This is a genomic window from Ekhidna sp., from assembly GCF_965212185.1.
Classification (GTDB): Bacteria; Bacteroidota; Bacteroidia; order Cytophagales; family Cyclobacteriaceae; genus Ekhidna.
This window is the reverse complement of the sequence record NZ_OZ243102.1, coordinates 2566983-2579138: the sequence shown is the minus strand read 5'-3', so window position 1 is coordinate 2579138 and position 12156 is coordinate 2566983. Positions and strand designations below refer to the sequence as shown.

Here is a 12156-nt window from a genome sequence, read left to right as displayed (position 1 = left end):
GTTTTTTTTGTTTATGACCATGAGTAAAATAGACATAAAAACGCGAGAACGGACGATTTTAGCCGATACCATTACTCCTGTAAGTATTTACTTAAAACTTCGGGACCGGTTTGCTAACTCATTTCTCCTAGAGAGTTCGGATTATCACGGGGCTGAAAATAGCTTCTCTTACATATGTTGTTCTCCCCTTGCTTTCATGAGAGCAAACGGAGATACAATTGAACGAAAACTACCCGGAAAGACGGAAGAAAAATATTCGATAAGTGACCTTAAACAGGAGATTGAAGCATTTACTACCTCATTTAAATCAGTCAAATCAAATGATTTCATTCGTAGCGGTCTATTTGGATACTTCAATTACGACGCAAAGGCAGAGTTTGGTGACCTCACCATTGAAAAAAGGGATGACAATATTCCATTAGCGCAGTATCATCTTTTTCAATTTATTATAGCTCTTGACCACTTTAAAAACAAGTGTCACATCATTGAAGCTTATGTTGATGAACCAAATGAGGAATTATTTGAAGAAGTAGTTTCACTTGCTCAGCAACGAAACATTCCTGGATATCCATTTAGAACTACTGGGCAGAAAAAGTCAAATAAGAATGATGAAGAATATTTGGAGATGGTGAAGAAGGGAATTCACCACTGTCACATTGGAGATGTTTTTCAGGTGGTCCTTTCTCGAAATTTTCAAATCCCATTTCAAGGAGATGAATTTCAGGTATATAGGGCTTTGCGATCAGTTAATCCTTCTCCATACTTGTTCTACTTTGATTATGGTAGTTTTCGACTCTTTGGCTCTTCTCCGGAAGCTCAGATTGTATTGAAAAATGGAAAAGCAGAGATTCACCCAATAGCTGGAACATTTAAACGAACCGGAAATGATAAGGCGGACACTGAATTAGCTGAGAAGCTTATAGAAGATCCAAAAGAAGATTCAGAACATGTGATGCTTGTTGACCTTGCAAGGAATGATCTAAGTCGCAGTTGTGATAACGTGGTAGTGGAAACGTACAAAGAAGTGCAGTACTATTCGCACGTGATTCACCTTGTTTCTAAGGTTACAGGAGAAATCAAAAAGGATTCGTCCTTCATGGAGATAATCGCAGAAACCTTCCCTGCAGGAACATTATCTGGCGCGCCCAAGATCAGAGCAATGGAAATCATAGAAGAAAATGAAAAAACACCTAGAGGATTTTATGGGGGTGCCGTTGGGTTTATGGATTTTGATGGAAACTTCAACCACGCCATCATGATCAGGAGCTTTATGAGTAAAAACAACCTATTGAAGTTTCAAGCAGGGGCTGGTATTGTAGCTCAATCGAAACCGGAAAATGAATTACAGGAAGTTTTTAATAAAGTAAGTGCATTGGAGCATGCAATTAAGGAGGCAGAAAAGTTATGAAGGTGCTGGTTATTGATAACTACGACTCATTCACCTACAACCTGGTACATATCCTACGGGAGTTAGGCGTTGATGAATCAATGCGAACCGTACGAAATGATCAATTCGAATTAGATGATGTAGCTGCATTTGATCATATCCTTCTTTCACCCGGGCCTGGGGTTCCAAAAGATGCTGGATTGATGCCGCAAGTAATTGAAAGGTATGCCTCAACCAAGAACATTTTGGGAGTATGTCTGGGTCATCAGGCAATTGGTGAATCTTTCGGAGCGGATTTATTGAACCTCCCTCAAGTATATCATGGAATGGTTACACCTATAGAAGTGATAGTTGAGGATGATATTTTTAATGGGCTACCACCCTCATTTAATGTGTGCAGGTATCACTCATGGGTTATCGAAAAAACTAGCTTACCAGAATCACTGGAGGTGACAAGTGTCGCAGAAAATGGAAATATCATGTCAATCAAGCATAAAGATTTCAATGTTCGAGGGGTACAGTTTCATCCTGAATCGATTATGACAGAACACGGTAAGCAGCTTATGAAAAACTGGATAGATCTATGAAAGATATACTTAACAGACTCATAAATAATCAAACACTCTCCAGAGAAGAGGCTAAAGTGGTTCTGACAGGTTTGGCAACTGGTCAATACAATAACAGTCAGGTTGCAGCTTTTTTAACCATTTACTTGATGAGAGCCATTCGGGTACAAGAGCTGGAAGGTTTCAGGGACGCAATGCTTGAATTGTGTAATCAGGTGGATTTAGTTGGATATGATTCAATAGATGTTTGTGGAACAGGTGGTGACGGGAAGAATACTTTCAATATCTCAACCATTTCATCTTTCATTGTAGCTGGTGCAGGAGTGAATGTCGCCAAACACGGAAATTACGGCGTTTCTTCAGTAAGTGGATCATCCAATGTGTTGGAATTTTTAGGAGTAAAGTTTTCAGGAGATGCTGATCAAATGAAAAAGTCAATGGATGCATCAGGGATTTGCTTCATGCATGCTCCACTCTTTCATCCGGCTATGAAGAATGTGGCTCCAATTCGTAAGGAACTAGGAGTTAAGACCTTCTTCAATATGCTGGGACCAATGGTTAATCCAGCATTTCCACCTAATCAACTGGTGGGTGTTTTCAGTCTTGAATTGGCTCGACTATATGGTTACTTGTATCAGAATACAGATAAAAATTTTTCCATAGTACACGCACTGGACGGTTATGATGAAATTTCGCTAACAAGTGAATTCAAACTGATCTCAAATCGTACCGAAGAGCTCGTTTCGCCACATGATTTAGGGTTCGAATTACTCCAGCAAGAAGAATTGTATGGAGGAGAAACAATTGAAGAGGCCGCAAATATTTTCAGCCAGATTCTGGGTGGAAACGGTACGGAAGCTCAAAATAATGCAGTGTTGGCGAATGCTGGAGTGGCAATAGCCACGGTAAAACAAACACCTTATACACAAGGTATAGAAGAGGCCAAAGAATCACTGAAAAGTGGAAAGGCACTGGAATCATTTAAGAACTTTTTACGAATCAATAGTTAATGGATATTCTTACTGAAATAGTAGCAAATAAGAGAAAAGAGGTAGCGTCTAGTAAAGAGCTCTATCCGGTCAAACTTCTGGAACAGAGCACCTACTTTGAAGGCCAGCCGGTCTCACTAAAAAAATATCTTCAGCGTCCGGATAAATCTGGAATTATAGCGGAGATTAAGCGTAAATCACCATCCAGGGGTTTTATCAATAAACATGTTTCCGTAGAGCGTACTTCCATTGGATATATGCAGGCTGGTGCTTCTGGTTTATCTGTATTGACGGATAATAAATATTTTGGAGGTACTTATGAAGACCTAAAAGTTGCTCGTTCATTTAATTTTTGCCCTATCCTTCGTAAGGACTTTATGATTGATGAGTATCAGGTGATCGAAGCAAAATCCTTAGGTGCTGATGTGATTCTGTTGATAGCAGCAGTTTTAGACAAAAAGGAAATTGAGAAACTTGGCTCACTCGCACAAAGTTTAGGCATGGAAGTACTTCTGGAAGTTCACGATGAAGAAGAATTAAATAGGAGTATAACCGACAAAGTCGATTTGATCGGAGTGAACAATAGAAACCTTAAAACATTCGAAACCAATATTCAAACCTCAATTGATCTGGTTGATAAAATTCCTTCAGACTTTATCAAAGTCACAGAAAGTGGGCTTTCGCAACCGGAAACTGTTGTGAAGCTTAGAAAATATGGTTTTGAAGGATTCTTGATAGGTGAAGCGTTCATGAAAACTGGTAGACCAGAAAAGGCCGCTAAAGAATTTATAAAGCAATTGATATGAGTGAGCTTAAGCTAAAAGTCTGCGGCATGAGAGACCCTGATAACATTCAAGGGCTTATTGATATTAAACCGAACTTTATTGGATTTATTTTCTATCCAAAGTCACCTCGATATGTGGATGAAATGGACGAAGATTTAATCATGCGCATACCACTTAGTATTCACAAAGTAGGAGTCTTTGTTAATGAAACTTTGGAACGAATAGTAGAGGTTGCTGATACGTTTGGATTAAGCTACATCCAGCTTCATGGTGATGAAAATCTGGATTTCGTCAAAAGTCTAAAGGAAAAGGGCCTCAAAGTGATTAAGGTATTCAGGGTGATGGATACGATTCCAATTGTTGCGAAGCAATATCAGGGAATAGCCGACTATTTCCTTTTTGATACAGCCTCCAGCAACTATGGGGGATCAGGACGACATTTCGACTGGAATATTTTAAAGAACTACAACCTTGACATTCCTTTTCTTTTGAGTGGTGGTGTGCAATTGGATGACATAGAAAAGATAAAGGCGATGGAGATTGATCAGCTGGTTGGCATTGATGTAAACAGTCGCTTTGAGATTGAACCGGCCATGAAGGATTTAAAAAAATTGCAAGAGCTAAAGGCAGCATTATGAGCAAGTACAGTGTCGATGATAAGGGCTATTACGGAAAATTTGGAGGAGCGTACATTCCTGAGATGCTATATCCAAATGTGGAAGAGCTAAGAAATAATTATTTGAAGATCATCGAATCAGATGATTTTAGAAGTGAATTTGATCATTTACTACAATCATATGTGGGAAGACCAACTCCATTGTATTTAGCTACAAGACTTTCAGAAAAATACAATACTAAAATCTACCTAAAGCGAGAAGACCTATGCCACACTGGAGCCCACAAGGTTAATAATACCATTGGACAGATCTTACTTGCTAAACGGCTGGGTAAATCAAAAATCATAGCTGAAACCGGAGCAGGACAACATGGAGTGGCCACAGCAACGGTCTGTGCTTTAATGGGAATGGAGTGTGTGGTTTATATGGGTGAAATAGATATGGCCAGACAAAAGCCCAATGTAGAACGCATGAAGATATTGGGAGCTGAGGTACGTCCAGCAATGTCTGGAAGTAAAACATTGAAAGATGCTACAAATGAAGCAATGCGGCATTGGATCAATAATCCAACAGATACACACTACATTATTGGATCAGTGGTAGGACCTCATCCGTACCCTGATATGGTGGCTCGATTTCAATCGGTCATTAGCGAAGAAATAAAGCAGCAGTTGCAAGAGCTCGAGGGTCGTAATAAGCCAGATCATGTGATTGCTTGTGTGGGAGGTGGGAGCAATGCTGCAGGGGCTTTCTACCATTTTCTGGAGGATGAATCTGTGAATCTAATAGCAGCTGAGGCAGCCGGACATGGAGTGATGTCTGGTAAATCAGCAGCTACAACCACTTTAGGCAAGCCAGGGGTACTTCATGGAAGCAAAACTATTTTGATGCAAACAGATGATGGTCAGGTGGTTGAGCCCTATAGTATTTCAGCAGGACTTGATTATCCGGGCATTGGCCCTATTCATGCTCATTTATTTGATGCAGGTAGAGCTGAGTTTTTTGGGATAACGGACGAAGAGGCAATGATTGCAGGAGTGGAATTGAGTAAACTGGAAGGAATTATTCCAGCCATCGAAAGCGCACATGCACTCGCAGTTTTTGGAAACAGACAGTTTGAGAAAGATGAAGTTGTTGTGGTGAATTTATCAGGTCGTGGCGACAAGGATTTGGAGACATATATCAAATGGGGAAAATACTAAATGAGCGAATTAGTAAATATGAATCGAATCGATCAGGTCTTTAAGGATAAGAAAGACATTCTAAATGTATACTTCACTGCAGGTTATCCTAATCTTGAGGATACAGTACGTATTGCACAGGCTTTACAAGAAGCAGGTGCCAATATGTTGGAAATTGGAATGCCTTTTTCTGATCCTGTTGCTGACGGTCCTACCATACAAGACAGCTCACAAAAAGCCCTGGAGAATGGAATGACAATTCAGCAGCTTTTTGAACAACTCAAATCATTACGTGAACAAGTTTCTATCCCGGTGCTTTTGATGGGATACGTAAATCCAATTATCCAGTATGGGATCGAACGATTCTGCAATAAATGCGCAGAGGTAGGCGTGGACGGATTGATTATCCCGGACTTGCCTATGAAAGAATATTTGGAGTTCTATCAGGAGCATTTCAGAGAGAAGGGAATTCACAACATCTTTCTTATTAGCCCCAACACATCAGAGGAGAGGATTCGGCTCATTGATCAACAATCCGGAGGGTTTATATACGTCGTGTCATCTTCCAGTATTACGGGAGCTAAGAAAGGAGTGCAAGAAGGACAGCTGGAATACTACCAACGAGTCATGTCAATGGGATTAAATAATCCACAGTTGATTGGTTTTGGCATATCAGATCATGAGACATTTAAAACGGCATGTAAATATGCCAACGGAGCAATCATTGGAAGTGCCTTCATTAAGCAGTTGAATGAAGATGCTTCTGAAGAAGGAATTAAGAAATTTGTAAAAGCAATCAAAGGATGATCATACAATTAGAAAATGGAGTCAATGGAGAGGTTTTAAACTCTGTTGAGAAAGAACTTCAATCGTTGAAGTATAAAACAACGCATGTCAAAACTCAATACGGAAGTTATCTTATTGGAACAGGCAAAAAACCCTTTGATATTCGAAAGATCGGGCATATTAAAGGCATCAAAGACATTCATGTTGTTTCAGATGACTATAAGTTAGTTTCTACAAAATGGAAAGTAAATCCAACCGTCATCGATTTAGGTGACGATGTGAAAATAGGAGGAGGTCACTTTTCACTAATGGCTGGACCATGCAGTATTGAGGGAGAGGGAAACATCATTGAGACCATTGATTTCCTAAAGGCTAATAACATTAAAATAATGCGTGGAGGTGTTTATAAACCTCGAAGCTCACCTTATTCATTTAGAGGGCTAGGTATTCAGGGCTTAAAGCTGTGGCATAAACTCGCCCATGAAAATGGTATTAAAATAATATCTGAGGTGATGCAGGTTTCGCAAATAGAAGCAATGCATGACTATGTAGATATATTCCAGGTAGGGGCACGAAATACGCAGAATTTCAACTTATTGGATGAACTAGGTAAAGTAGATAAGCCGGTACTACTCAAGCGAGGCATTTCTGGTACTATCGATGAATTGCTGCAAAGCGCTGAGTACATTTTTTCTGGTGGCAATGAGCGATTGCTATTATGTGAGCGTGGCATTCGAACTTATGAAAAAGCATCGAGGAATACGTTTGATATCAATGCCATTCCTATTCTTAAGGAGAAATCTCATCTTCCAGTCATTGCTGACCCTTCTCATGGGATTGGCATCAGGGATCATGTAGAGCCCATAGCGATGGCCGCCACGGTAGCAGGTGCTGATGGTGTCATTTTTGAGACGCATTGCAAACCAGAAGAAGCCTTCTCTGATGGTCAACAAACGTTGGACTTTAATGAAGCTTCCAGGTTGATAGAAAAATTAAGAACACTAAACGATATGACTGCTAATTAGGTATGAGACAGATTTATGAAAACTACACAACCGAAGACTCTGAAGTCTGGAAGATCTTATTTGATCGTCAAATGAAGCAATTTCCCACTCATGCGTGTGAGGCATATCGAGAGGGTCTTAAGATTGCCAATTTTGAAACGGGAGTTATTCCTGATTTTAAGGAAACCAATGAAATACTTGAGAAAACTACTGGTTGGCAGTTGGCAGTGGTTCCGGGGATTGTCCCTGATTATACTTTTTTTGAACTGATGGCTAATTGCCGATTCCCTGCAACCACCTGGTTGAGGAAGATGAAAGAATTGGATTATCTGGAAGAACCGGATATGTTCCACGATGTATTTGCTCACGTTCCACTATTAACCAATCAGCATTTTGTAAACTTTCTTGAGGAGCTGAGCAAGATTGGATTGGAATATGTCGGGAACGACTATGCTATTCAATTATTATCCAGAGTTTATTGGTTTACAGTGGAGTTTGGCTTGATTCAAGAAGAAACAGGGCTTAGAATCTATGGTGCTGGTATCCTTTCATCGGCAGGAGAAACCAAATTCTCTTTAAGCGAGGAACCCCCAAAGCATGAATTTAGCATTGAGCATATGTTAGATACAGCATATCGAAAAGATGTTTTCCAGACAGAGTATTTCATAACAGAGTCATATGAGCAACTCTTCGATAGTATCCCTGAAATAAAGCGACTGCTAGCTGAGAAATTGACAAAAGTCAAAGTCTAACGCGAATGCCAGTGTTTAATGAAATAGGAGCATATACTACTATTCCATCGATTACATCAATACGAAGTTTTAGTGGGATGTCAATATTATCTGCTATTGGGAAATATTTATTTCCTGATAGCATGAGTCCCAATTGAGTCCCATTATTAAAGTTTAGTGTAGGACCTAGGTCAAATGATGCATTTTCAGAACCAAACCTAAAAATGCCTGAAATCCGCCCTGCAGTGATTGTGTATTCCCTGTCTATGGGTGTGGATCCAAATGGCACAATAACTCTGTACCAATAAAGGTGCTGGTACATGGCTTCAAGTCCAAATTGGACTTCACCGAATGATGTGAAAAAATATTGTGCACTAATTCCAAAATTCGCCTGATCCCAGTCTTCGAGACGAGTACCGGAAACTTCATCTTTTTCGACGACTTTATCTAGGTCGATAGCAGTATATCCTGCACCTAAAGTAATATCTAATTGTTGTTGAGAATAGCTTCCTGTAATGGTGAGAACAGTGAGTAAAAATATTGTAAAACACCTCATAGCTACGATGTATTGGTGAGGATGTATCAATTTACTGAAAATCAGAAAAAAAGACAAGAAAAAATGTGGATAACTTGGTGGAAAAGCAGGGTAAAACTTGTTGAAAACTAAGTAGTTACATTTTTTGGAGATGTAAAATTATACCCTACATTAGTATCATCAAACGAGGGATAGGAAACTGAAACGTAAGTTTCCGGTCTGACAAAGGGAAGTTGATTTTAAGTTTGGCTTGAATCAACGAAGTTTGAAAGGCTGTAGAAGAAAACGAGCGAAAAGGCAACTTTTCGAAGACGCATCGGAAGGGGATCCAAACAGTAGTTTGAAATATTGCAGTTGCTACGGCAGTTGCAGTATTAAAAGGGTGAAAATCGGTCACGATTCTTCACCCTTTTTGTTTTAGTACAAGCATCAGCATTTCTGCTGACGTATAAAATCAACCAAATCCTTATCTTTAGGGAAAACAATCGCCTAGCCAAATGAATAAATTTGACGTCTGTGTCATAGGTGGTGGACCTGCAGGGTACGCTGCAGCCATGCGAGCCATCGATTTCGGAAAACGTGTAGCACTTGTAGAAAAAGACTTATTAGGTGGAGCCGGTATCCATCAGGGAGCTCTTTGGAGTAAAACGTGGTGGGAAATCTCACGTGAAGCAAGAATGATCAATCTGCATGGCAACACCCTGAATTTAAATAGCACTGAGTTTAGCTTTGAAAAAGTTAAAAGTGAAGTCTCTCAAGCAGTTGAACAGCGAGTTAATCTGCTAACACACCATATGGAAAATATTAATCTGAGTCTTGGAGATGACCTTTTTGAATACATCCACGGTGTTGCAAAAGTGACCGGTAAAAACACAATAGCCATTACCGGAAACGGTAAAAATCAAGACATAGAGGCAGATTATATCATTCTAGCTACTGGAAGTGTACCTAGAAAATTGCCTCACCTTCCAATAGATGAAGAAATTGTATTTACATCGGATGGATTGAGTAACCTCACCAAGTTCCCTAAATCCATAGTCATAGTTGGCGCAGGAGTAATTGGTTGTGAGTTTGCGACGATTTTTTCAAACTTCGGACATACAAAGGTCCATTTAATAGACAAAGGAGATCGTATTCTGCCTTTTGAAGATGAAGAGGTGGTAAAGGTCATTGAAAAAAATCTGGAACAAAAAGGCGTCCTTATTCATCGCAATTCCAAACTGATAGAAATGAAGGTGGATGAGGGAGAAGTCGTTTATATCCTTGAATATACTGATGGAAATAAAGAAAGCTTTAGGGTAGAGAAGGGGCTTATTTCAATTGGCCGTGTACCTCAATACGATCAATTGGTGGATGAATCAATAGGAGTAGAATTTGATAATCGTGGCATCATTGATGATTTAACTCAGACAACAGTGTCAAATATCTATGCTGTTGGAGATATCACTGCAGATATTTCATTAGTCAACGTAGGAGAGTTGGAGGGGAGGTATGCCGTAGAAAGAATATTTGGAAAGCCTGAACAGCCGTTGATTTATAAAAACATCTCTACAATCATGTTCTTGGATCCGGAAATTGCCGGAGTAGGAATGAATGAAATTCAGGCAAAAGCTGCCGGATTAGAATACAAAATAGTAAGCCTTAACTATGAGACGATTCCTCGTGCGACAGCTATGAGAAATACTGAAGGGTTCATCAAAGTTCTTGTGACAAATGATGATGAAATGAATATCCTGGGGATGAGGGTTGTTGGTGAGCATGCTTCAAGTGCAATTCAAGCGGTAGCCTTATTGATTTCACAGGATAAGAGCATTAAAGAGCTAGCAGAATTGATACACCCTCATCCATCCATCATAGAAGGCATACAGGAATGTGGTAGAATATTGATGGGTAAACCTTTGTTTAAACCGCGGGTTTTAAGAGGCTCTATCAGGTGTCAGGTTTGGAATGGAACAGGATATCAGGATCTTGTTGGATAAAAATTGAATAAAGGAAAAAGAGGCTTTCGCCTCTTCCATCTAGTTGCCAAAATTGGCATTATCACTCGTCAATTGCTTGGCCATTGCAGCACCAATCAAGGATTCTAGTGGTGTGCTTCCACCATCTTCGCCACCGATAATCATGGTAGCAGGGAAGGTCAGCTTCGATAGCTCTGCAGCTACACCTACCGAAGTTTTATATTGCCACTCAGCTCGTTCTTGAGGTGTCAGTCCGGCAGTTACCAACTTTGCATTTTCGTACGCTTTCGCATCAGCCGAAACCTTTTTCTGCTGCGCTAGAAGTCTCTCAGTCTCCAGCGCGATGGCTGCCAATTCTTTATTGGTTCGCTCTTGTTTCAACTTAGTCTCAATTGCAATGAGCTGCTTCACTTGTTCTTTCTCCTGATTCACACGTTCAGCCGATTTATCTCGCTCACCTTCTGCAATGATCCGTGCTTGAGCAGCTTTTGCAGTCTCCACTTTTTGCTGTTCAATTTGACGCTTTGCCGATTCGTCACGCTGCGCTTCCAATCGTTGCTTAAATATCGGCTCTAAGATCACATCGTCTACAATAACCTGAGAAACAATGATGTTATTCTCAGTAAGTTCATGAGGGATGCGTTTAGGCAACCCATTTTCAAGTACTTGCTCAACCGTATATCGGGTACGAATCTCTTTGATTGCTCTGGAGGATTCTGTCTTCTGGATTTCAGCATAAACAGTGTCTTTATGCTCGATTTTGATGACAGCATATGCACCGTCTTTCAATTGTTCATCCAGCGTTTGTCTAAAGCTTTGCGCCTCACCCGAGATGTAGTCTTGAGCAGCATACATGTATCCGGTGTTATTCGTTTGTTCCCGGATTGTTGGAATCAATGTATTTTGAACAAGATTATCCATTGTACGATACTTAATAGCCAGTGCGATGAAGTCTTCTTCGATAGTAGGTAATTGGAATCGGCCTGAAATCTTTACTTCAGCCGTTACCTGATCAATGAAACGAATAGGGATAGGATCCATCAATCCTTCTATGTCCTTTATTTCATCACCGGCTTCCACCACCTTCACGTCAATGTACTTCTGCCATGGAACAACCTTAGCGAAACCCCTGAATTTAATTCCTTGATTCATAACCACATCACTATGGCCTGTAGGATAAACGAGGAAATATTGATAACCAGGCTCTGCCCAAAAGAATAGATAGGGAAGCATTGCCACCATGAACCCTACAACCGCAATAAATAGTGAGATTTTCTTCGTGAACATCAAGAAAAAGGGAGGAGCTTTTCTTCGGATAAGCACTCCGTCCTCTATAATATCCTGCTCACTAAGTTGTGGACGGAAATACAGCATAAATAAACCAAATAGAATAATAAGAATACCAAGTAAGATCATAGGTTTTCAAAATTTAAAGTGAAACATAGTTTTAATAAAATGTATAGTTGCATTGACAAATACACAATATATTATACGGATAATATTTTGTTTATGTTTCATTTAATTAAAGTATATTCTTATTATATTATAATAAAAGAATAAAATATCATATAATTCTGGTAAAACAATTTATACTATTGATGCTTCTTACGCATTATA

Annotated in this window: 12 protein-coding genes; 10 read left to right on the top strand and 2 right to left on the bottom strand. The window is 39.7% G+C overall.

The annotated features are described in order from the left end of the window. The first annotated feature begins 19 nt into the window (after positions 1-19). From ACOMC3_RS10970 to ACOMC3_RS10930, 9 genes are read left to right on the top strand one after another with little or no spacing between them, the layout of a single operon-like run. A complete protein-coding gene (locus ACOMC3_RS10970; protein WP_420315931.1) occupies positions 20-1408 on the top strand; it encodes an anthranilate synthase component I family protein in 1389 nt (462 codons plus the stop codon). Beyond that, positions 1405-1974: an anthranilate synthase component II gene (locus ACOMC3_RS10965; RefSeq protein WP_420315930.1), complete on the top strand. Its 570-nt coding sequence runs from the start codon at positions 1405-1407 to the stop codon at positions 1972-1974. The genes ACOMC3_RS10970 and ACOMC3_RS10965 overlap by 4 nt, the downstream gene beginning before the upstream one ends. After that, positions 1971-2963 carry an anthranilate phosphoribosyltransferase gene (trpD, locus tag ACOMC3_RS10960; protein ID WP_420315929.1) on the top strand — a complete coding sequence of 331 codons (993 nt, stop codon included), beginning with the start codon at positions 1971-1973 and terminating at the stop codon, positions 2961-2963. Before ACOMC3_RS10965 ends, trpD begins: the two co-directional genes overlap by 4 nt. Next, positions 2963-3748 (top strand): indole-3-glycerol phosphate synthase TrpC, encoded by a 786-nt coding sequence (gene trpC / locus ACOMC3_RS10955; protein ID WP_420315928.1) that lies wholly within the window; start codon positions 2963-2965, stop codon positions 3746-3748. The genes trpD and trpC overlap by 1 nt, the downstream gene beginning before the upstream one ends. Next, complete coding sequence (locus ACOMC3_RS10950) at positions 3745-4365, top strand: phosphoribosylanthranilate isomerase (RefSeq protein WP_420315927.1); 621 nt, start codon at positions 3745-3747, stop codon at positions 4363-4365. Before trpC ends, ACOMC3_RS10950 begins: the two co-directional genes overlap by 4 nt. Then, a complete protein-coding gene (gene trpB, locus ACOMC3_RS10945) occupies positions 4362-5546 on the top strand; it encodes a tryptophan synthase subunit beta (protein WP_420315926.1) in 1185 nt (394 codons plus the stop codon). Before ACOMC3_RS10950 ends, trpB begins: the two co-directional genes overlap by 4 nt. Positions 5547-5564: 18 nt before the next feature. Next, the gene (trpA, locus tag ACOMC3_RS10940; RefSeq protein ID WP_420319312.1) at positions 5565-6332 is read left to right on the top strand and encodes a tryptophan synthase subunit alpha; all 768 of its coding nucleotides are present in this window, start codon (positions 5565-5567) and stop codon (positions 6330-6332) included. Beyond that, positions 6329-7336, top strand: a complete 1008-nt coding sequence (gene aroF, locus ACOMC3_RS10935; RefSeq protein ID WP_420315925.1) for a 3-deoxy-7-phosphoheptulonate synthase — start codon at positions 6329-6331, stop codon at positions 7334-7336. Before trpA ends, aroF begins: the two co-directional genes overlap by 4 nt. Positions 7337-7338: 2 nt before the next feature. Next, positions 7339-8067: a phenylalanine 4-monooxygenase gene (locus tag ACOMC3_RS10930; RefSeq protein WP_420315924.1), complete on the top strand. Its 729-nt coding sequence runs from the start codon at positions 7339-7341 to the stop codon at positions 8065-8067. Here ACOMC3_RS10930 and ACOMC3_RS10925 read toward each other — a convergent pair. Continuing rightward, positions 8057-8602 carry a hypothetical protein gene (locus ACOMC3_RS10925; RefSeq protein ID WP_420315923.1) on the bottom strand — a complete coding sequence of 182 codons (546 nt, stop codon included), beginning with the start codon at positions 8600-8602 and terminating at the stop codon, positions 8057-8059. The two genes, ACOMC3_RS10930 and ACOMC3_RS10925, sit on opposite strands and share 11 nt — an antisense overlap. Positions 8603-9078: 476 nt before the next feature. Here ACOMC3_RS10925 and ACOMC3_RS10920 point away from each other — a divergent pair, with 476 nt between their 5' ends. Further along, positions 9079-10560: a dihydrolipoyl dehydrogenase family protein gene (locus ACOMC3_RS10920; protein WP_420315922.1), complete on the top strand. Its 1482-nt coding sequence runs from the start codon at positions 9079-9081 to the stop codon at positions 10558-10560. A 39-nt stretch (positions 10561-10599) separates the two neighbouring features. On the opposite strand, the gene ACOMC3_RS10915 is transcribed toward ACOMC3_RS10920, so the two are convergent. Next, the gene (locus ACOMC3_RS10915; RefSeq protein ID WP_420315921.1) at positions 10600-11955 is read right to left on the bottom strand and encodes an SPFH domain-containing protein; all 1356 of its coding nucleotides are present in this window, start codon (positions 11953-11955) and stop codon (positions 10600-10602) included. Positions 11956-12156: the final 201 nt, after the last annotated feature.